This is a genomic window from Pseudomonas sp. B21_DOA (assembly GCA_030544685.1).
GTDB lineage: Bacteria > Pseudomonadota > Gammaproteobacteria > Pseudomonadales > Pseudomonadaceae > Aquipseudomonas > Aquipseudomonas fluorescens_AO.
In genome coordinates this window covers 3,160,041-3,180,590 of the sequence record CP086683.1, presented here as the reverse complement: position 1 = coordinate 3,180,590, position 20,550 = coordinate 3,160,041, and the positions used below count along the sequence as shown (strand labels likewise).

Genomic DNA, 20,550 nt, shown 5'->3' with positions numbered 1-20,550 from the left:
ACAGGTGACCGACATGAACCCAAAGGAAAACTACCTGCATGAGTTCTTCAGGATTTTCTTCGCCAACAAGCAACTGGTGAAGCGCGTCTTCCTGACCTTTGCAGTCATCGCCCTGCTCCTGCCGCTGCTGCTCAAACAGAGCTTCGACATCACCGCGCAGGTCATCGTGCAGTCGAAAAAACTCTCTCAGGGCGACGCCACTACGTCGCTCACGGTGGACAACGCGACCTTCATTCCACCGTCACTGGCGGACATGGAAACCGAGAGCAACATCCTTCGCTCGCCAGCGCTGATCCGCCAGACCATCAGCGAACTGCGCGACAACGGTGAATACAGCCCGCCACCTGGGGTGTTCGCCAAACTGCTCGGCGAACCGTTCAAGCGCTATGTCTCGACACCGCTGCGCGAGTACGTGATCAACCCGTTGCGCAACGGGCTCGGCATGGAAACCGATCCGGTGCGTGACACCACCCTCGACGCCCTGACCCAGCAAGCCGTCGACAGCCTGAAAATCGAAACCCTGCCCGGCTCCAACGTGATCTCGATCACCTACAGCTTCCCGGATCCGCGCCAAGGCACGACGTTCGTCAGCGCCCTGCTGCAGAACTATCTGGTCAGCCGTCAGGCGTTGCAATCGATCGATTTGCCGCAGTCGTTCTACGAGACCAAAAAGCACCAGTACCAAGTGCGTCTCGATGGCCTGGAAGGTAACCGCCAAGCACTGCTGGAAAATGTTGGCGCGGCGGATCCGAAGGAAGAAATCACCTTCCGTCTCAATGCAATCAACACTGAAGAACAGGCGCTGAACCTGTATCAGGATCGCCTGCTGCAAAGCCAGCGTTGGCTCGAGTATCTGAAAACCGCGCTGGCCGCCGCCAGCAGCAGCAAGCTCAACGACTACACCTTTCCCTACACCTTCACCACCACCGTCGACAACGTGGCGTTCGAGGATCGGGAAATCAAACAGATGGGCGAGCAACTGACCAGCCAGGTCAGCCGTTACATGAACGATCTGGCGGTATTCCAGCCCGGCAGCGAGCCGATGCTGTTGACTCGCGAACAGATCGCCCGCACCCGTCAGCAGTTTCTCAAAGTGGTGAGCAACCGCATCCAGGAACGCACCGCCGACCTGGCCGTGGTCAAGCAGGTGATCGAGCAGAAGACCGCGCGTATCGCCGAGTTCAAGAGCCGCATCCGTGACCTGCAGCAGACTCAGAGCAAACTGCGTCAGATGGACACCGAGATCGATGCGCTGCACGCAGCGTTTTCGACCTATGCCCAGCGCTTCGCCGAAAGCAGCACCACGCGCTCGCTCAACGATGATCTGTCCAACGCCCGGGTGCTCAGCCCACCGTTCGAACCGACCGAGGCGGCGTTCCCGAAACCGCTGCTGATCATTCCGTTCGGGCTGTTCAGCGGCCTGCTGCTGGCGATCGCCTTCGTCTACGTTCGTGAATTCTTCGATCACCGCTTCAAGCATCCGGCGCAAATCAGCCATGAGCTGGGCCTGCCAGTGCTGTTGGTGCTCAACGAAGAAACGTCGCAGCCGGGCAATCCGCACAAGAACTGGACCATGCCGAGCCTGGTTCACTGGGTGCGCAATTGAACGCGGTGTCCACCCCAATCGTCGCCCTGCCGATCATTCATTTGCTCAGCAGCGGCGGCTTCTACGGGGCCGAGCGGATGTTGCTGGATCATTGCCTGGCCACGCCGGGGCAGCACCAGGTGCTGTTCCTCGACGCACCGCCGGAACTGATCGCGCGCTTTCGTGAGGCTGGGGTGGACGCCCGTGGTTGTGCCGGGCTGGGGAGCTGTTGCGGCACTTGCGTCGGCGCCGGGGCGACAAGCCGTTGCTCAATACGCACAACTTCAAAGGGCTGCTGTTCGGCTGGGTCGGCGCCACGCTGTTGCGCCTGCCGCTGGTGATCACTCAACACGGCTTCACGCCGCGCAGCCGCAAACAGAAGTTCTACACCTGGCTGAGCCTGCAACTGTGCCGCACGGCGTCGGTGAAACGGGTGGTCTGCGTGGCGCAAAGCATCGCCACGCTGCATCTGAAGGCCAACGTCCGGGCGGAGAAGTTGCAGGTGATTCCCAACGGTTTGCCAGCAGCACCGGCGATGCAGCCGGTGGCAGATCGGCAACGCTGGCTGGCCGGTCACGTCGGTCGGTTGAGCAGCGAGAAAGGTCCGGATCTGTTCCTTGATGCGCTGATCGCGTTGTGTCATCAGCATCCGCAACTGGACGCGGTGATGCTCGGTGACGGCCCGGAACGCGAGGCCCTGCAAGCGCGCATCGATGCTGCCGGTTTGCAGCAGCGGATTCGCCTGCCGGGCTACCAGACGGCGATGCAAGGCTGGTGGCAGCAACTCGATGCGCTGGTGATCAGCTCGCGCACCGAGGGCACGCCGATGATTCTGCTCGAAGCGATGCAGGCCGGCGTGCCGGTGGTGGCGTTCGCGGTCGGCGGCATTCCCGATGTCTTGCAGGACCGCCACAACGGCCTGCTCGCCGCGCCGACGGACACCGCCGCCCTCGCCCGCCAGCTCGACACCTTGCTGGCCGAACCGAAGCTGGCGGCGCAGTTGCGCGACAACGCCAGACGCACCCAACAGGAGCGCTACGACCTCAAGGCTTTGGCCGAACGCTGGTCGCAGCTCTACATCCACACGGCACGGGAGACACGCGCATGATTTTCCCGCTCTCGATCGTCAGTCTGTTTGCTCTGTTCAGCTTGGGTTTGCTGGCCAGTCCCTGGCCTTATCTGGCTCCGGGAGCGGTGATTGGCCTGGTCGGTTTTACCGTCCTGTACCGCAAGCCGACCTGGGGCCTGCTCGGCATTGCCGCGCTGGTGCCGTTCGAAGGTTTCTTCAAGGACAGCTCGGTGTCGGGGAGCAAGTTGCTCGGCGCCTCGCTGGCGGTAATCGTGATGCTGCAACTGGCGCTGCATCAGATTCCGTCGCAACGCCTGCGCAGCAACCTCTGGCATTGCCTGATCGGCTTCATGGTTCTGTATTTTCTCAGCCTGCTCAATACCGATGACATGGGCATGTCGCTGGGACACCTGCGCGAACTCAGCGTCGGCCTCGTACTTTTTGTCATCACCCTGTTGATCGGCCGCGACCTGAACCTCGACCTGTTCGCCCGGCTGGTGACCCTTGCCGTCACCGCAACCTGCGCCATGGCGATGTTCTCGGCGAAGTTTCAGGATCAGGGCGCGCCGCCGGCCTGCTCGAAGACCCCAACGCCTTCGCCATGCTCATCGCCTTCGCCATTCCTCTCGGACTGCTGCTGGTGATCCGCAGCCCGAACCTGCTGCACCGCTTGTTCTGGGGCGCTTGCTGCCTGTTGTTGCTGGGCGGCATGACCAAGACCGAATCGCGGTCCGGGCTGGTGGTATTGGCGTTGAGCCTGCTCATCGGCATCTGGCACTACCGCGCGCAACTGACCCACATCCGTCCACGGCACCTGGGTTTCGTCATGCTCGGTGCGGCCATCGTGATTCCGCTGGCGATCTACGCCATGCCCGCCGGTTACATGGCGCGGATCCAGTCATTGAGCATCCTCAGCGCCGGCTCCAAGGCGCAGGACGAATCCCTCGGCCGGCGTGCTTCCTACATCGTCGTCGGCAGCCAGATGATCCGCGAGCACCCGGTGCTCGGCTCCGGCCCCGGTACCTTCCCGCTGCATTACGCGACCACCGGTTACGCCAAGGCGTTTTCCGCCAACCGCAAGATTGGCGACCTGTACCGCCGCGCTCACAACACCTATCTGGAAATCTTCAGCGAACTGGGCGTGCCCGCCGGGCTGTTCTTCGTCGGCATGCTCGGGCTCGGTCTGTACAACCTGATCCGCGCGCGGGCGGCGTGGATGCTGCGCGGTGATGGACATCGGGCAGACATGATGACCCATTTGGGTGTGAGCTTTCTGTCGCTGACCCTGTTCCTGATGTTCCTCAGCGCGCCGAACCAGAAGTACGTGTGGATCATGCTGGCGCTGACCAGTGTGCTGCGCATCAAGGCCGAGCAGGCGCCACTGACTACGGAGACGCAGACATGAAGCGGATCAGCATCGTCATTCCGATGTACAACGAGGCGCGGCACATTGGCCGTATCCTGCTCGCCGCCCAAAAAGCTGCACACGCGGCCAATGTCGAGTGCGAGCTGATCGTGGTCGACAACGGCTCGAGCGACCAGGGCCCGCACATTGCCCGGCAATTCGGCGCAACCGTGCTCAGTTTGCCGGGGCTGTTGATCGGCGCGCTGCGTAATCGCGGCACGGCGATCGCCAGCGGCGAATGGCTGGCCTTCATCGACGCCGACGTAGAAATGCCGGAAACCTGGTTGCAGCCGTTATTCGACATCGAAGCCAGTGGCCAGGCCGATGTGTTCGGCCTGGACCTGCACACCCCGGCCGAGGCGCCATGGTTCGCCACGGCCTGGCAGCGCCGCACTTCGCAAGCGTCGCACCGCGTCAGCCACAGCGTCGATTGGCTGCCCAGCTCCAATCTGCTGATGCGTCGCGAATGGTTCGACAAGGTCGGCGGTTTCAACGAGGCCCTGCGCACTGGCGAAGACAAGGAATTCACCCTGCGCTTGCACAAACACGGTGCGCGCCTGCTGTCGGTCAACGACCTCGTCGCCCTGCACTGGGGTTACGAAATGAACTGGCGCGAATGGATGGGCAAAGAAATGTGGCGTCAGGGCAGCCACCTGCAACTGCTGCGCACCCATGGCATGAGTCTGCGCCTGCTGCGCTTCCCGATGCTGTCGCTGTTGGTCTGGCTGCTTGATTTACTGGCAATTTCCGCGTTGTTCGACGGTTTTCCCCATCACGCGGCGGTGATGGTCGCGCTGACCGTGATTCCCGGTCTGATCCTCAGCGTTCGCCAGAGTCTCAAGCACCGTGATCCGCTTCTGACCCTGCAACTGTGGGGCCTGCACTGGCTGCGCCTGCACCTGGCCGGGGCCGCTTTCATCCTGAGTCTGTGTCAGTGGAACGCAAGGAGGCCTGCCCGTGGCTGAGTTCATTTTCTGGATGTGCCTGTTGCTGCCGGTCTACGCCTACGTCGGCTACCCGCTGTTGCTGACGATCCTCGCGCCGCTGTTTCCGGCGTGGCGACATACGCCGGCACCGCCACTGCACGTCAGCATCGTCATCGCTGCGCACAACGAGGCGCGGCATATCGAGCATAAGTTGCGCACGCTGCTGGCCCAGGATTATCAACCGTCGACGTTGCAGATCATTCTCGCCAGCGACGGCTCTACTGATGACACCGTGGCCAGCGCGCACAAAGTGATTGATCCGCGCATCACCGTGCTCGACCTGCCGCGTCAGGGCAAAGCGGCCACGTTGAATGCCGGCGCGGCCCTGAGCACCGGCGACATTCTGGTGTTCACCGATGCCGATAACCAATGGTCGCGCGACACTCTCGGCCACTTGCTTGCGCCGCTGAGCGACCCGCAGGTCGGTGCCTGTGCCGGGCACATGGTGATCCCGGTCACCGGTGGCGGCTTGAGCGTCGGCGACAGCCTCTATCGGCATTACGAAGGCTGGTTGCGCCGGGTCGAGAACCGTACCGGCTGCATGGTCTCGGCCGACGGCGCCCTGCTCGCCCTGCGCCGCGAGTTGTTCCAGAACGTACCGGCCGAAGTCAACGACGACTTCTTTATCAGTACCTGCGCACCGGTGGCCGGCAAGCGCATCGTCTACGTGCCCGAAGCGCAGGTTATCGACCATGGCGTCGACGAGGCGGACAAACAGTTTCGCCGCCGGCAGCGCGTCACCGTCGGCGGCCTGCAAAGCCTGGCTCAGCGCCGCGAGCTGCTCAATCCGCTCAAGCATGGCCTGTATTCCCTGGCGTTGATCAGCCACAAGCTGATCCGCCGCCTCGCGCCGGTGCTGCTTCTGCCATTGCTGCTGAGCAATTGCTGGCTGTGGGACGAGCACGGCTTCTATCGCCTGAGCCTGGTCGCGCAATTGTTCGGCTACAGCGTGGCGATTGCCGGGCTGCTGGATGGGCAACACCGCTTGCCGAAACCGTTCCGCCTCGCCGCTTTTCTGCTGGTCACCCTCGCCGGGATGAGTCTTGGCCTGTGGCAGTTCCTGCGCGGCCAGCGGTATGCCCAGTGGAATCCGGAACAGAACCGTTAAGAGGACCGAAGCCATGGCGATCAAACAACTGATAAAAAGCACCAGTGGCTGGCTCTACCTCAACTCGCCGGTGGGCCGTCAGCAGTTGCAAGGCGCGGGGGTGATTCTGATGCTGCACCGCGTGCTGTCCAACGACCGCGCCGCCGACCTGCCGCACCGCAATGAACTGTGCGTTGGGCCCAAGGCGTTCGAGCATTTGCTGGTGTGGCTGCGCAAGCATTTCGACTGCGTGCCGCTGATGGAAATTCTCCAGCCCAACGCCCTGCGCAGCGAGCGCCCACGGGTGGCGCTGACTTTCGACGATGGCTGGCGTGACAACGCCGTCAACGCCTTCGCGCTGCTGCAAAAACATCAAGTGCCGGCGAGCATTTTCCTCTCCACCGATTTCATCGGCAGTCGCCAACGGTTCTGGTGGGAAAGCCTCGGCGAAACCCTCTGGGGCAGCCACGGTGAAAAGGCACGCATGCACCTGATCGAATGTCTGCATGCGCACAAACATCCGCTGCCAGTGCTGCTCGATGACATTGATGTCGAGCGCCGCAGTCTGGCGTTGCTGCATTACCTGCAAGGGCTGAAAAGCCTGGCGCCGCAGGAACTGGAAGAGCTCACCGACGAATGCCCGAAGGACTCGCTGCCACAGGCACTGGACTGGCATCAGGTGCGTGCGATGGAAGCTTCCGGGCTGGTGCGGTTCGGCCCGCACGGCGCCAGCCACGCGATCCTCACCGGCCTCGACGATGTACGCCTGAGCGAAGAAATCCGCCGCAGCCGCGAGGCCTTGAACAACGGCTGCAACCGACCTCTACCGGTGTATTGCTACCCCAACGGCGACAACGATGAGCGCGTGCGCCAGCAGGTCGCCGATCACGATTATCCGTTTGCGCTGGGCACCGCCACCGGGATTTATCGCGGCGACGGCGACCCGTTGGACCTGCCGCGTTTTGGCGTCAGCCAGCGTACCGCGCGCCATCCGCAATTGCTGTCGTGGCGGATCTACCGGGGAGCGCGGCCATGAGCCGAGGCAACTACCTCAAGCACCTGGCGCTGAGCATGGGAACCAAACTGGCGATGATCGCCCTGCGTTTGCTGCGCAACGTGTTGCTTGCGCGGATTCTCGGGCCCAGCGAGCGCGGCTTGTTCGCCCTGCTCAGCACCCTGCCGGACCTGATCAGCGCCGCCACCAGCGGCGGTCTGAATTCGGCGGTCGGTTATCAGGCGGCGAAGCAGCGGCCGATGGGTTTGCTGTTGAGCCAGGTGCTGGTGTTCGGTTGCCTATTGGCCGGTTTGCTGACGTTGCTGGTGGTCGCGCTGGTGCGCGAATTCGGCGCGCAATTGGACGTGACCATGCAACTGGGCCTGCTCGCCTGGCTGTTGCTGCTGGCGGTGCCGTTGACCGTGTTGAAAAGCGGCCTGCTGACGCTGCACAACGCCTCGGGTGGCGTGGTCGCGTTCAACGTCTTGCGCCTGATCGAATCGCTGGCGCCGCTGTTGCTGTTCGTCGCGCTGTTCTGGATGTGGCAGAGCGCAGCGCTGGAGGCGGCGCTGATCAGTTGGCTGGCCGGAATCAGTCTGGTGGTGCTCGCCGGTTGGGTCTGGCTCAAGCGGGCGCAGCCGTTGCAGCTGCAATGGGATCGCGCCAGCCAGAACGAACTGCTGCGCTACAGCGCACGCAGCCATCCCGATCTGTTGTTCCAGCAAGTGATTCTGCGCTCCGATTACCTGTTCATCGGCGCCCTGCTCGGCAGCACCGCGCTGGGCCATTACGCCATGGCCAGCGCTGCTGCCGAATTGCTGCTGATCGTTCCCGAAGCGGTGACCACACCGCTGATGAAACGCCTGCTGCAACAGGATGAAGGCATGGACAAGGTCACTCCGCTGGCGCTGCGCCTGACCGCGACGGTAATGCTCGGCGCCTGCCTGAGCATGGCCGTAATCGGCGAATGGTTGATCGTCACTCTGTTTGGCGCTGCTTACCAACCGGCATATCCGGCGCTGCTGGCGTTGCTGCCGGGCCTGCTGGGTCTGTGTTACGCGAGCATTCTGCGCCTGGACTTGCTGGGCAAGAATCGCCCCGGCACGGTGTCGTTGTTGATGGGGTTGGGGGCGCTGCTCAATCTGGCGTTGAATCTGGTGCTGATTCCGGCCTACGGCATTGTTGGCGCCGCTGCCGCCTCATCGATCGCCTATCTGGCAGTCACCGTGGCCATGCTCGTGCTGTATTGCCGTTTGAGCGGCGTGCCGTTCTGGCAAACCCTGATCATCCTGCCCCGCGACGTGCTGCCGATGTGGTCGATGCTGCAGAGGAAGCCGGCATGAAAGGCTGGTACCTGCTGTTCGGTCTCGGCTTGTCGCTGGACGCTTTGGCGGCGTCGATGCGCTGGGGCGAGATTCGTGACGGCAGTCTGTTTCTGCAAACCGATCAGCCCGACAGCGTGACCGTGCGCTGGACCCCGGCGTGGCAAGCGGACGCCAACGAAGAGCAGCTGTACCTGCTCGACGGTCGCGGTAAATTGCTCGGCGAACGCTTGATCAAGGCCAGCGAAACCCGTGGCAGTCAGAGCTGGCCGCTGCTGCCCGGCGCGGCGAGTTATCGGCTGGAAATTCCTGGCTACAGCTTCCGCCACTACCGCATCGAACACGATGCGCGCACCGTCGCCCTGTTTGCCCCGGCCAAAGTGCACTTCAGTGCCGAAAGCAAAAATGGTGACGTGCTGTATTTCAAAGTCGCGGCCGGTGAGCACGCGGTGCTCGCCGGCAAATTCCATGGCGGCGTCACCGCACTGCAGGCGCAGCGGGTCGGCGACCACCAGGCGCTGTCCCTCGCATTGAAACCCTATCGAGCCTATTGGCAGTTCGATCAGGTGGCGTTGCCGGTCAGCCAGCGCGAGCAAGTCTGGCGTCTGCAGCTGCAAGGCAGCGGCAAAGCGGCGTTCTGGCTCGATGGCACGGCCAATCTGTTTGCGCAGAATCCGCAGCAACTGCAACCGCTGCGTGAAGAGGTCGGAGATGTGCGGCTGGTGCTGCATGAGAAAGTTCTTGGGCGCACGCCGGATCTGGGCATTGCTTTGCCCTACGTGATGCCGCCCGCAGCCAGCCATGCGCTGCTCGATGCACTGAAACCGACGGCGGCGAGCTATTACAGTTTCGTCGACGTCACGGCGCAGAATCCGCAGTTCGAAGACGCGTTTCGCCGGGTCTATCAGCAACGCTTCGGCATCCGCAACGACATCACCCTGCTGGCCGGCAGTCAGCGTCAGGCCGATCTGCGCGCCGACGTGCAGAGCAACAGCGGCCTCGACGCCTGGCTGGCGAGCACCCGCGCCCTCGGCGGCAACGGCACGCATTACATCGGCTTTGCCGACGAGCCCAATCTCAACTACTCCAGCTATGAGCAATATCAGGCGATTTTCGCCAGCATGGCCCGTCAGGTGCGCAGCGACCCGGCGAACGCCCGCGCCGGTGTACGCATCGCCATGCCGGCCAGCTCACGACTGGTCAACGGCCCGTTCGCCGATAACGCCGCAGACAAACGCGGAATCGATTGGGCGCGGCGCCTGCTCAGCGAGTCGGCCGATCAGGTCGATGCAATGGCCTGGCATGAATGGATGATTCGCGATCTGCTCGCCACCCGCGTCTACCGCGACAGCGTGCGCCGCGCCGCCGAACTGGTCGGCCTCGACGCCAATGGTCAGCCGCGCAAGGCCTTGCTCCTCGATCAGACCAACCTGTCGAGCGGCTCCAGCCTCAGCCCCTACGATCAGGAAACCCACTACACCTCGCTGTGGTGGGCGTCGGTGGTGATCAACGCCTCGCAGGACGGTTTGCTGAGCATGCTCAACTGGTTTCAGGCCGCCGATGAGCCGCAATACCCCAAAGGCATGTTGCGCATATTGGGCGAGGATCGCTTCGAGCTGAAACCGGTCGGTCTGGCCCAGCAATTCATCGCCCGCCACTGGCTGCGCCAAGTGCTGCAACTGGACAACGACGCTTTCGAGGTGGATGTGCTGGCGATGGCCGGCGAAGAGCAGCGCGCGTTGCTTGGGGTGAACAAAGGCACGCGCCTGCAACGCGTCGATCTGAGCGGCGCTCGCTGCCCGCTCAACCATGGCGCGCTGCGTTACTTCGGCGCCGACAATCGCAGCCGCGACGCACCATTTGCCTGCGACAACGGGCGCGTGCGTTTCGAATTGCCAGGGCAAACCCTGTTTGCCCTGCGCTGGAGCGCTTCATGAGCCGCCCTTTGATGCTCTGCCGCGCGGTCTTGATGCCGCGCATGGCACCCTCATCAGGAGAAGAGACCATGGATGTTTTGCAAAAACTCAGCGGACATATTCGTCGTAAAGGCCTGCGAGCGACCTTGGGCAAGATCCGCAAACTGTACCTGTATTCCCATCAGCAGCTGCTGTGGATGGAGCGCGACCTGGTCAGCCCGGTGCCGCCGCACCGCCTCAAACCCTATCCGCCACTGCGCGTGGTCAGGATCACTGCGGACAACGCCAGCGCGTTCGCGCGTTACTTTGGCGACCGTGTCGGCACGATGGCCGAACTGGCCAAAGAGGGCCACACCGGGCACATGCATGTCGACGAGCAAGGCGATGCCGTGGCGTTTATCTGGGGCACCCCGCGCGATTACTTCGACCGGCATTACTACGGCTGCCGGTTCCCGGTGAAACCCGGTGAGTTCTTCGAATTCGGCGGCGAACTGGCCCGGGCGTACTGGGGGACGGAGCTGTCGGTGGACCTGCAATTGCGCCTGTGGGAAGCCATGGCCGCCCAGGGCTGCCGCAAAGTGGTCGATGTCTGTGAGTCGACCAACATACCGGCGCTCAAGCTGCACCTGCGCATGAGCTATACCGAACAACAGCGGATCATGAATATCTACACGCTGTTCGGTCGCTGGCGCTTCTTCCGCGAAACCCGCTACAGCGGTTCGCGCCTGGCGGCGCTGGGTAAAACTTCCCGTCCACCTGTCAACGCAACGGCGGCCTGAACCTATGGTGATGCGATTCGAATGGCGCACGTCGCTGTGCGCCGCCGACTTCCCGGCAACCGCGTATGAAACGCTGCGCCTTGGCGTGACCGACCATACGCCGTTCAACAATCTCGGTTGGTTGTGCGCGGCGGAACAGGCCCTGCGCGAGGATCAGCGCCTGCACATTCTGCTCGGTTGGGAAGCGGCAGAATTGCGTCTGTGCCTGCCGCTGGTGGCCAGCCGCGAGCGCTTCGCCGGCGTGCCGTTTCGGGTCTTGCATCACTTGGGTTATCCGCTGGCCGATCGTCTGGCTTTGCTGTCGCTGCTCGGCGGCGAGGACATGCGCGAGGCGCTGGTGCTGATTCGCCAGCGCCTGCCGCATGCGCTGTTGCAACTCAATGAGCTGTCGGAACCGGCGGGTGAAGAAAGTACCGTCACCGCATGGATGGCGCGCAGCTCCACGGCCGAACGACGCCTGAGTTGCCGGGTGCCGGTGCATTTGATCAGCGAAGCCGACCATCAGGAAATCTCCGGCGACCCGCGCTACAAACTGCGTCGGGCACGCAAACGGATTGCCGCGTGCGGTGCGCAGATCCGCCGGATCACCCCGGATGCGCTGAGCATGGGTGCTTTATTGCAGACCCTCAGCGAAGTCGAAGCGGTGAGCTGGAAAGGCGATGAAGGCGTCGGGATTTTCGCCACGCCGCGCAGTCGCCAATGGATCGAACGCGCCTTCACCGCCCTCGCCGGCCAAGGCTTGGTACGCGTGGTGATGCTTGAGCTGAACGGCCGCTGCATCAGCTATCGCCTGGGCCTGCTCGAACAGGGCCGGCTCTACGATTACAACCTCGCATTCCTGCCGCAATACGCCGACCTGGGCAGTGGCCGGGTGTTACTGGAGGAATGGATTCGCTGGGGCCTGGATGAGCACTGGCGCTGGATCGACGCCTCGCGGGTCAGCCTGGAAAACTCCAGCCATCAACTGCACGAACGCATGACCGGGCAACTGGAACACTGGCGCTGGAGTTTCTATTCGTGGCGCCCAAGTGGGCTGGCGCTGGGGCTGGCGCTGCGCATCTGGTATCGCTGCAAGCCCACCGTACAACAATGGCGTGCCAGGCGCGCAAACAAAAAACCTGCAGCGCTGGTGCAACCTGTCGCAATCACTCCGGAGGGCGGCCATGCCTCGCCAAGTCATAGTCAACGCTGATGACTTCGGTCTCAGCGCCAATGAAAACGCGGTGATCTTCGCAGCCTTTCAGGCCGGCCTGATCAGCTCGGCCACGGCCATGGCCAACATGCCAGCGTTCGAAGCTGCCTGTGCCATGGCTCGGCATCCGGCGCTGCAAGGGCGGATCGGCCTGCACTTCAACCTGACCTATGGGCGCCCATTGAGCCAGGCGATCCTGGGGCGGCAAACGTTCTGCGATGGCAACGGCGTGTTCGACCTCAACCTGCCCCGCCATAGCCTGTGGCTGGGTCGCGCAGACCGGGACGCGGTGCGCGCCGAATTGCAGGCGCAATGGCAACGCTGCGTCGATCACGGCATACGTCCGAGCCATATCGACTCGCACCAGCACGTCCACAACATCTGGCCGATCGGCGAAGTCGTCGCGAAGTTTGCCGCCGAGCAAGGCGTACCGATCCGGCTGGCGCGCAACCTCGGGCACAACCTCACGCTGCCCAAGCGCATATTCAAAGGTTTGCTTAATGGCCGTCTGCAGAATCTGGCACGGCTCACCGCCGATTACGTCTGCACCCCGGTGGATCTGCGCAACGCTAGCGTGCCCAGCGACGGCGTGCTGGAAATCGTTGCGCACCCGACCCGCCTCGGCGTCGATTTCGGCGATGCCTATCTCGACTCCGGCGAGTCTTTGAGCGAGGTCCTCGAACAGGGTTTGAGAGGCGTTGCGCGAGTCTCGTATGCCGGCCTCAATCGAGAAGAAACGCAGGGCGCCACGGCGCTCGAATGAATCACCGCTGTAACGACACTCACCACAACATCCGGGCCAAGACCCTGGAGGGGCATCATGAGCATCATCACCAAAGTGCAAGATCGCATCAGACAGAAAGGCCTGGGCCGCACCGTCGGTACGTTGTGGAAACGCTACGTGTTCTTCCACTGGGAACTGCTGTGGATGGAGCGCGACCTGGTCAGCCCGGTGCCACCGCACAAACTGCGCCCATATGAAGGCCTGCGCAAAGTCGACATCACCGCGCAGAATGCCGTGGCGTTCAGCAAACACTTCGGCGACCGCGTCGGCACCATGGCCGAACTGGCTGCCGAGGGCCACACCGGGCACATGTACCTCGACGCCGATGGCCACGCCGTGGGCTTTATCTGGGGCAGCATTCGCGACTACCACGACCGCCACTATTACGGCTGCACCTTCCCGGTCAAACCCGGCGAGTTCTTCGAATTCGGCGGCGAAATGATCCGCGCCTACTTCGGCAGCAGCCTGTCGGTGGATGTGCAGGTTGCGCTGTGGCAAGCGATGGCGGCGCAAGGTTGCAACAAGGTGGTCGATGTCTGCGAAACCCACAACATCCCGGCGCTGAAACTGCACATCCGCATGGGCTATCAGGAACAGGGCCGGGTGACCCACGTCTACTGCCTGTTCGGCCGCTGGAAATTCTTCCGCGAAACCCGCTACGAAGGATCACGCCTGGACCCGCTGCGCAAACCGGGACGGCCAGTGGTGAGTGCAGCGGCGCAGGCTTGATCCGATCTTGTGACATGTGGCGGTCGCAAGGCCGCCATCGCGAGCAGGCTCGCTCCCACACTGGAATGCGTTTCCCTGTGGGAGCGAGCCTGCTCGCGAAGAGGCCAGTAGCTGCACCCGCAGCTCTCACAAGCGATTGGCTGGTTGCCTACAAACTGTGACGACACTTCCAACACTCGGAAAAGACTTGGCCGACTGTTTATCTGTATCCGCTTGGATAGAGTCAAGCACGACATCGGGCGCGACAAATCCTCACAAAGCGCAGACATCCGACGCGCACAAAAAATGGCAAAGGAGGTTTAACCATGAGCCAGACTTTGACGAATTTCGACATGGTCGCGCTGCTGGACAGTGATGAAGCCATCAGTGAGTACCTGTCACAGGTGCTTGCAGACGGAGACAGCGAAGAATTCCTTCGCGCGATCGGCTACGTGTTAAAGGCGCGAGGAATGACGCAGATCGCCAAGAATTCAGGCATGGGTCGCGAAAGTTTGTACAAAGCTTTTGCTCCCGGAGCGAAGCCGCGCTTTGACACAGTGTTGAAGGTGATTCATGCGTTGGGCATTGATCTTTATGCGCAGCCGGGGCACGTAGTGAATCACGCCGTTCCCTGAATTTTGTAGCGGTCGCAAGGCCTCTTCGCGAGCAGGCTCGCTCCCACATTGGGATGCGTTTCCCTGTGGGAGCGCGCCTGCTCGCGAAGAGGCCAGCCGTCGCAAAAAGGTTCTCAGGCCTTGCTCACCACCAGGCTAAAGCACATCGGCAACTGCGCCTGCTGGTTCAGGTAGCAGTCATACACCTCTTCCCGGTTCGAATGCGCATATTCCTGAAAATCAACGATGCTCAGCCCCGCTCCAATGGCGCCGCTGAAGATCGCGCCCAGCGTATGCACGTACCAGTACGACTTCGCCGCCGGCTGCTCGACTTTACCTACGTAAACGATCGGTTCTTCCTGCACAAACGGCTCGGCACGGAAATACGAGCTGGCGAGGCGGTAGGGATCTTCAGCCTGCGGATCAACCATCTCCAGAAACGGATGGGTTTCGTAGATCACCAGTTTGCCGCCCGTCTTCAGCACCTGCGCGACATGACGGAAGAATTCGCCGATGTCAGGCATCCAGTTGAGTACGCCAATGGTGATCAGGGCGACGTCGAAGCGGTTATGCAGCGATGCGGGCAGATGGTGGATGTCGCTCTCGACGAATTCGGCAGTGTGCGGCGAGCGGCTGTTCAGCTCGCGGGCCTGTGCGAGAAAGGGTGCGGATTGATCGACGCCGACCACACTGCGCGCACCCAGCGCAAACAGCGACAGGCTTTCCCGACCGTTATTGCAGCCCAGTTGAATCACGTCTTTGCCGTCGACTTCCAGCAAGCCGCGCAAGGTATCGTCGAGGCAGCAAAACTCCGCCTGCACGACGTCGCTGAGCAATGCCTGCCAGTCCGGTGAGTCCTGATGATGGCGGGCGGAATCGTTCCACGCCTGTCGATTGCTTTCGATCGCGGTTTTGGGGGTGGGCACTTCCATGGCGCTACTCCGGGTGAGGCTCGTGATTGAGCTGCGTGAGTCTAGAACAGACCCGGGGTGGCGGTTGTTCCAATGTTGTAATCACACTGCGCAGTCCTCTTCAGCGAGTCCTACAGAAAAAGAAGGAACTCGGGAAACCCCAACCGTTTTCCTACATCTTCCGTCGGTTGGCCGTCGGAAGCGCTCAGGCTAGGATTTGACGAACTACAAGTACTCATGGAGCTCGACCCAGATGCAGTTCATCCAGACAACGACGACAGCAATCCCTGTACCGAATAGACTGCCAGGCATTGATCCCGGAGGCACAATGGACGGCAAAATCTTTCCCGACGATTCAGGGTTTGAAAACGACGAGCAGGCTGCCAGTCATGATCGCTGGTTGCGAGCCAAGGTGCAGGCGTCCAGAGATGATCCCCATCCGAGTCTCCCCATGAGGACGTGATGGCGGACATGCATGCCTTGATCGAATCCATGCGAAAAAAGGCCGATGCAGATTGAGTGGCGGCCCGAAGCCAAGGCCGATCTTTCGAACATCCTCAGATACATTGGCGAGAGAAACTTTGCAGCCGCAGTGAGTCTCTCGAAATCCATCGAAGAATCCACAACCTCACTCTCCGTTCATCCCCATCTCTACCGTAAAGGTCGATCTCCCGGCACCCGGGAAATCGTTGTACATCCTAACTACGTAGTGATTTATGAGGTGACGGATCGAGTCGAGATACTTAGCGTTTTGCATACCCGACAGGAATATCCATAAAGACATCGCAGGAAAAAACGGTGTGACGTTTGCCCGATCGATAACACGCCGTTTGCCCAGCAGGAACCACTATCAAAGATTCACATGACTCTGGTTAAGCCGCTCACGCAAAAACTCCACCAGCGCCTGCACTGGCCGTGAAGCCTGGCGATGCTGCGGATAAACCGCCGACAGGGTCAGCGGCTCCGGGCGCAGGTCATCCAGCACCGGCACCAGCCGCCCGTCCTTCAACGCCGCACCGACGATGAAGGTCGGCAGATAAGTAATGCCCATCCCCTGCACCGCTGCGTCTCGCAGCAGTTCGCCGTTGTTGACGCGCATGCGCCCGGCGACGTTGATCAGTACCGGTTTGCCCGGCGCTTCGTTGAAGCGCCATTGCACCGAGCGTCCGTGACCGTACGGCAGGCAGTCATGGCTGTGCAGGTCTTCGGGTTTGAGCGGTGTGCCGCGTTCAGCGAGGTAGGCCGGGCTGGCGCAGTAGACCCGCTCGATACTGGCGATGCGGCGGGCGATCAGTGTCGAGTCCTCCAGTACGCCGATGCGCAGGGCCAGGTCGTAGCCCTCGCCGAGCAGGTCGACCGGGCGATCGCTTAAATCGACCTCGACGGTGACTTCGCGATAACGCTGCAGGAACAACGGCAGCAGACAACCCAGATGCGCCACGGCAAACGACAGCGGCGCGCTCAGGCGAATCGTGCCGCGCGGCTCGGCGGTTTCGCCAGCGATGCCCTGCTCGACCTGCTCCACTTCTCCAAGCAAACGTAACGCCGATTCGTAATAACTCTGCCCCAGGGGCGTGACGTCGAGGCGGCGGGTCGAGCGATTCAACAAGCGCACACCGAGGCGCTCTTCCAGTTGCATCAAACGGCGGCTGACGAACTGCTTGGACAAGCCCAACTGATCGGCCGCGGCGGTGAAGCTGCCGGAGTCCATGACCTGGCAAAAAATACGCATGTCTTCGAACGGGTTCATTGTCACTCTCTGGTGGACAGTTAAACGCTTTATAGCCGCTTTTTCGCTTTTCAGCAGCCCATTAATCTGTGCTCACGGTGTTGCTGAGGCCGCAAACCCAGTGCCACAGCAGCCCGCAACTCAGGCAAAAAAATCAAAATCATTCAAAAGGATTTCCACCATGAACATCGTAAAGAAAACCCTCGCCGCGTCGCTCCTCGCCCTCTCCGTCAGCAGCGCTTTTGCCGCTGGCAACACTGGCGTCGAACACAACACTCAAGCATTCCTCGACGCCCTCGCCGCTGGCGGCGGTCGTCCGCTGGAGCAACTGAGCCCGAAAGACGCCCGTGCGGTGCTGACCGGTGCGCAGGCCTCGGTTAAGGTTGATCTGTCCGGTGTGGAAGTCAGCGACAAGGCGATCAAGGTCGATGGCCAGACCCTCAACCTGAAAGTGGTGCGCCCGGCCAACGTCAAAGGCGAGTTGCCGGTTTTCATGTTCTTCCACGGTGGCGGCTGGGTGCTGGGTGATTTCCCGACGCATCAGCGCCTGATCCGTGATCTGGTGGTCGGCTCTGGCGCTGTTGCGGTGTACGTCGATTACACGCCATCGCCGGAAGCGCAGTACCCGACCGCGATCAACCAGGCGTACGCCGCGACGAAATGGGTGGCCGAGCACGGCAAGGACATCGGTGTCGATGGCAAGCGTCTGGCGGTGGCCGGCAACAGCGTCGGCGGCAACATGGCGGCGGTCGTGGCGTTGATGGCCAAGGAACAGAAAGCCCCGGCGCTGCGCTTCCAGCTGTTGATGTGGCCGGTGACCAATGCACAGTTCGACGACGGGTCGTACCAGCAATTTGCCGAGGGCCACTTCCTCACCAAAGGCATGATGCAGTGGTTCTGGGACAACTACACCACCAACCCGGCCGAGCGTGCGCAGATCCATGCCTCGCCGCTCAACGCCAGCGCCGAACAGCTCAAGGGCCTGCCCGCTGCGCTGGTGCAGACCGCCGAGTTCGACGTGCTGCGTGACGAAGGCGAAGGCTATGCGCGGCATCTGGATGCGGCCGGCGTGCCGGTGACCTCGGTGCGCTACAACGGGATGATTCATGACTTCGGCCTGCTCAATCCGCTGAGCCAGATTCCAGAAGTGAAGGCCGCGGTGCGTCAAGCGGCAGCCGAGCTGAAGACTCATCTGAATCCATAAAGCAAAAGATCGCAGTCTGCGGCAGCGCCTACCCTGGAATACGATTCCCTGTAGGAGCCGCCGCAGGCTGCGATCTTTTTCTCACCAGCGTCGCGGAGTACCGGTCATGAGTCTTTTCTACGCCCACCTGCTGTCCTGGAGCGCTGTGCTGTTGCTGCTCGACGCCGCACTCTGGCATTTCTCGCCCTTCACCCATCGCGCACCGCGAGTCGGCGTACGTCTGGCGTTGTTTCTGGCGTTCAGCGCGCTGGTGATCAACGCCGGTGTCAGCCCGTTGCAGGCGCCGCTGTTCGCCGATGATCGCGTGGCACAACTGGGGGCGACGGCGCTGGGGATTCTCTGGTGGCTGTACGCAGCAAGAGTGCTGACCGAAGTGATCGGCCTGGCGCTGATGCGCCGCATCGGTCACAGCGGTCGCCTGTTGCAGGATGTCATCGGCGCGCTGGTGTTTCTGGTCGCGATTGTCGCGGCGGCCGGTTACGTGCTTGAGCTGCCGGTCAAAGGCCTGCTGGCCACCTCCGGGGTGGTCGCTATCGTGGTCGGTCTGGCGCTGCAAAGCACTCTCGCCGACGTGTTTTCCGGCATCGTCCTCAACACCACCAAGCCGTATCAGGTGGACGATCTGGTGATGATCGACGGCGTCGAAGGCAAGGTGTTCGATATCGACTGGCGCGCCACGCACCTGCTGACCAGCGCCGGCACCATGGCCGTGGTGCCGAACTCGGTGGCGGCCAAGGCGAAGATCGTCAACCTCAGCCGGCCGAGCAACATGCACGGCGTATCGATCAGCATCCAGGTGCCTAATCACATTCGTCCGCGGCGGGTACTCGATGCCCTTGATCGCACCTTGCAGGGCAGCAGCTCGTTGTTGCTCAGCCCGGCGCCGAAAGCCGTGCTCAAAGAGGCTGGCGAAACCATGTCGGAGTACGTTGCCAGCGGGTTCATCGCCGAGCTGGGCAAGAAGAGCGAAGTGCGCAATCAACTGTTCGACCTCGCCCATCGCCATCTCGAAGCGGCGGGCATTTCCCGGCATCCCGACGGCGTGATCGAACCGTCGAGCCGTGCTCGTGCATTGCTGGATGAAGTGAAAATTTTCCGCTCGCTGAGCAGTGAGGAACGTGATCGCCTCGCTGAGTCGATGGTCGCGCAGCAGTACACGGCGGGTCAGGTGGTGCTGGATCTGGACGAGGTGCCGGACAGTCTGTTCGTGATTGCCACGGGCGTGGTCAGCGCGACGGTGCCGGACGGCAGCGGACAGACCGAGGCCGGACGCATGGGGCCGAGCGAAGTCATGGGTGAGCAGAGCATTCTTGCCGATACGCCGTCGCAGGCGACGTTCACGGCGTTGACGTCGAGCATCATCTATCGTCTCGACAAGCAGTTGACCCGTGAGTGCATGGACAAGCGCAGCGAAGTCGGCCGGGCCTTGAACAAGTTGCAGGCGGTGCGTCAGCAGAACAGTCGCCTCGCGTTGATGGCCAAACCGGTGGCGGTGAAAAAAGGTGGTTTTTTGGGTTGGTTGCAAAAACGCTAACAGCAAAGATCGCAGCCTTCGGCGGCTCCTACAGGGAAAATGCGTTCCCATGCAGGAGCTGCCGAAGGCTGCGATCTTTCGATTTTCTTACTTGGCGGTGAACTTGGTGTAGCTGTTGATCAGGTTGCGATAGTTAGGCAGACGCTCGGACAGCAGATGCGCCAGCCCTTCCATGTCGTTGCGCCAGTCGCCTTGCAGCTCGCAGGCCACAGCGAACCAGTTCATCAGGTGTGCACCGGCGGCGGACATACGCGCCCACGCCGCTTGTTGCACGGTGGTGTTGAAGGTACCCGACGAGTCAGTCACGACGAACACTTCGAAGCCTTCAGCAATCGCCGACAGGGTCGGGAAAGCTACGCAAACGTCGGTCACTACACCGGCGATGATCAGTTGCTTGCGGCCGGTGGCCTTGATCGCTTTGACGAAGTCTTCGTTGTCCCAGGCGTTGATCTGGCCTGGACGCTGAATGAACGGCGCGTCAGGGAATTGCTCGAGCAGCTCAGGCACAATCGGGCCGTTGGGACCTGCGTCGAAGCTGGTGGTCAGAATGGTCGGCAGCTTGAAGAACTTGGCGATGTCGCCCAGTGCCAGCACGTTGTTCTTGAACTCGTTCGGCGAGAAATCCTGCACCAGCGAGATCAGACCGGTCTGGTGGTCGACCAGCAGGACGACGGCATCATCTTTGTTCAGACGCTTGTAAGGAACGCTCATGGCAAAACTCCTGGATGGAT

Annotated in this window: 17 protein-coding genes and 3 pseudogenes; 17 read left to right on the top strand and 3 right to left on the bottom strand. The window is 61.8% G+C overall.

Going from position 1 to position 20,550, the window contains the following annotated elements; genetic code table 11:
- Nucleotides 1-13 precede the first annotated feature (13 nt).
- From LJU32_14525 to LJU32_14465, 13 genes and pseudogenes are all read left to right on the top strand, one after another.
- Nucleotides 14-1,606: a lipopolysaccharide biosynthesis protein gene (locus tag LJU32_14525; protein ID WKV87058.1), complete on the top strand. Its 1,593-nt coding sequence runs from the start codon at nucleotides 14-16 to the stop codon at nucleotides 1,604-1,606.
- Nucleotides 1,603-2,693 (top strand): annotated as a pseudogene (locus LJU32_14520) (glycosyltransferase family 4 protein). Before LJU32_14525 ends, LJU32_14520 begins: the two are co-directional and overlap by 4 nt.
- Nucleotides 2,690-4,059 (top strand): annotated as a pseudogene (locus tag LJU32_14515) (O-antigen ligase family protein). The pseudogenes LJU32_14520 and LJU32_14515 overlap by 4 nt, the downstream one beginning before the upstream one ends.
- Complete coding sequence (locus tag LJU32_14510) at nucleotides 4,056-5,024, top strand: glycosyltransferase (GenBank protein ID WKV87057.1); 969 nt, start codon at nucleotides 4,056-4,058, stop codon at nucleotides 5,022-5,024. The pseudogene LJU32_14515 and the gene LJU32_14510 overlap by 4 nt, the downstream one beginning before the upstream one ends.
- The gene (locus tag LJU32_14505; GenBank protein ID WKV87056.1) at nucleotides 5,017-6,153 is read left to right on the top strand and encodes a glycosyltransferase family 2 protein; all 1,137 of its coding nucleotides are present in this window, start codon (nucleotides 5,017-5,019) and stop codon (nucleotides 6,151-6,153) included. Before LJU32_14510 ends, LJU32_14505 begins: the two co-directional genes overlap by 8 nt.
- 13 nt (nucleotides 6,154-6,166) lie before the next feature.
- Nucleotides 6,167-7,168: a polysaccharide deacetylase family protein gene (locus LJU32_14500; GenBank protein WKV87055.1), complete on the top strand. Its 1,002-nt coding sequence runs from the start codon at nucleotides 6,167-6,169 to the stop codon at nucleotides 7,166-7,168.
- A complete protein-coding gene (locus LJU32_14495) occupies nucleotides 7,165-8,469 on the top strand; it encodes an oligosaccharide flippase family protein (GenBank protein ID WKV87054.1) in 1,305 nt (434 codons plus the stop codon). The genes LJU32_14500 and LJU32_14495 overlap by 4 nt, the downstream gene beginning before the upstream one ends.
- Nucleotides 8,466-10,385 carry a hypothetical protein gene (locus tag LJU32_14490; protein WKV87053.1) on the top strand — a complete coding sequence of 640 codons (1,920 nt, stop codon included), beginning with the start codon at nucleotides 8,466-8,468 and terminating at the stop codon, nucleotides 10,383-10,385. The genes LJU32_14495 and LJU32_14490 overlap by 4 nt, the downstream gene beginning before the upstream one ends.
- A gap of 68 nt (nucleotides 10,386-10,453) precedes the next feature.
- Nucleotides 10,454-11,143 (top strand): N-acetyltransferase, encoded by a 690-nt coding sequence (locus tag LJU32_14485; protein ID WKV91098.1) that lies wholly within the window; start codon nucleotides 10,454-10,456, stop codon nucleotides 11,141-11,143.
- Nucleotides 11,144-11,147: 4 nt separating this feature from the next.
- Nucleotides 11,148-12,335 (top strand): GNAT family N-acetyltransferase, encoded by a 1,188-nt coding sequence (locus tag LJU32_14480; GenBank protein WKV87052.1) that lies wholly within the window; start codon nucleotides 11,148-11,150, stop codon nucleotides 12,333-12,335.
- The gene (locus LJU32_14475; GenBank protein WKV87051.1) at nucleotides 12,307-13,098 is read left to right on the top strand and encodes a ChbG/HpnK family deacetylase; all 792 of its coding nucleotides are present in this window, start codon (nucleotides 12,307-12,309) and stop codon (nucleotides 13,096-13,098) included. The genes LJU32_14480 and LJU32_14475 overlap by 29 nt, the downstream gene beginning before the upstream one ends.
- 57 nt (nucleotides 13,099-13,155) lie before the next feature.
- Nucleotides 13,156-13,848 carry an N-acetyltransferase gene (locus tag LJU32_14470; protein ID WKV87050.1) on the top strand — a complete coding sequence of 231 codons (693 nt, stop codon included), beginning with the start codon at nucleotides 13,156-13,158 and terminating at the stop codon, nucleotides 13,846-13,848.
- A gap of 305 nt (nucleotides 13,849-14,153) precedes the next feature.
- The gene (locus LJU32_14465; GenBank protein ID WKV87049.1) at nucleotides 14,154-14,462 is read left to right on the top strand and encodes a putative addiction module antidote protein; all 309 of its coding nucleotides are present in this window, start codon (nucleotides 14,154-14,156) and stop codon (nucleotides 14,460-14,462) included.
- 113 nt (nucleotides 14,463-14,575) lie between these two features.
- Here the strand turns inward: LJU32_14465 and LJU32_14460 are convergent, their stop codons facing one another.
- Nucleotides 14,576-15,373, bottom strand: coding sequence for a class I SAM-dependent methyltransferase (locus LJU32_14460; GenBank protein ID WKV87048.1), 798 nt, complete (start codon nucleotides 15,371-15,373; stop codon nucleotides 14,576-14,578).
- Nucleotides 15,374-15,680: 307 nt separating this feature from the next.
- Here LJU32_14460 and LJU32_14455 point away from each other — a divergent pair.
- Nucleotides 15,681-15,871, top strand: a pseudogene (locus LJU32_14455) (antitoxin).
- Nucleotides 15,861-16,130: a type II toxin-antitoxin system mRNA interferase toxin, RelE/StbE family gene (locus LJU32_14450; GenBank protein ID WKV87047.1), complete on the top strand. Its 270-nt coding sequence runs from the start codon at nucleotides 15,861-15,863 to the stop codon at nucleotides 16,128-16,130. Before LJU32_14455 ends, LJU32_14450 begins: the two are co-directional and overlap by 11 nt.
- A 72-nt stretch (nucleotides 16,131-16,202) precedes the next feature.
- Here LJU32_14450 and LJU32_14445 read toward each other — a convergent pair whose 3' ends face one another.
- Nucleotides 16,203-17,102, bottom strand: coding sequence for a LysR family transcriptional regulator (locus LJU32_14445; GenBank protein WKV87046.1), 900 nt, complete (start codon nucleotides 17,100-17,102; stop codon nucleotides 16,203-16,205).
- Between the two features lie 160 nt (nucleotides 17,103-17,262).
- Here LJU32_14445 and LJU32_14440 point away from each other — a divergent pair, with 160 nt between their 5' ends.
- Both LJU32_14440 and LJU32_14435 read left to right on the top strand, forming a co-directional pair.
- On the top strand, nucleotides 17,263-18,285 hold the full coding sequence (locus tag LJU32_14440) for an alpha/beta hydrolase (protein ID WKV87045.1): 1,023 nt from the start codon (nucleotides 17,263-17,265) through the stop codon (nucleotides 18,283-18,285).
- 106 nt (nucleotides 18,286-18,391) lie between these two features.
- Complete coding sequence (locus LJU32_14435) at nucleotides 18,392-19,819, top strand: mechanosensitive ion channel family protein (GenBank protein WKV87044.1); 1,428 nt, start codon at nucleotides 18,392-18,394, stop codon at nucleotides 19,817-19,819.
- An 87-nt stretch (nucleotides 19,820-19,906) separates the two neighbouring features.
- Here LJU32_14435 and LJU32_14430 read toward each other — a convergent pair whose 3' ends face one another.
- The gene (locus LJU32_14430) at nucleotides 19,907-20,530 is read right to left on the bottom strand and encodes a hydrolase (protein WKV87043.1); all 624 of its coding nucleotides are present in this window, start codon (nucleotides 20,528-20,530) and stop codon (nucleotides 19,907-19,909) included.
- Nucleotides 20,531-20,550 lie beyond the last annotated feature (20 nt).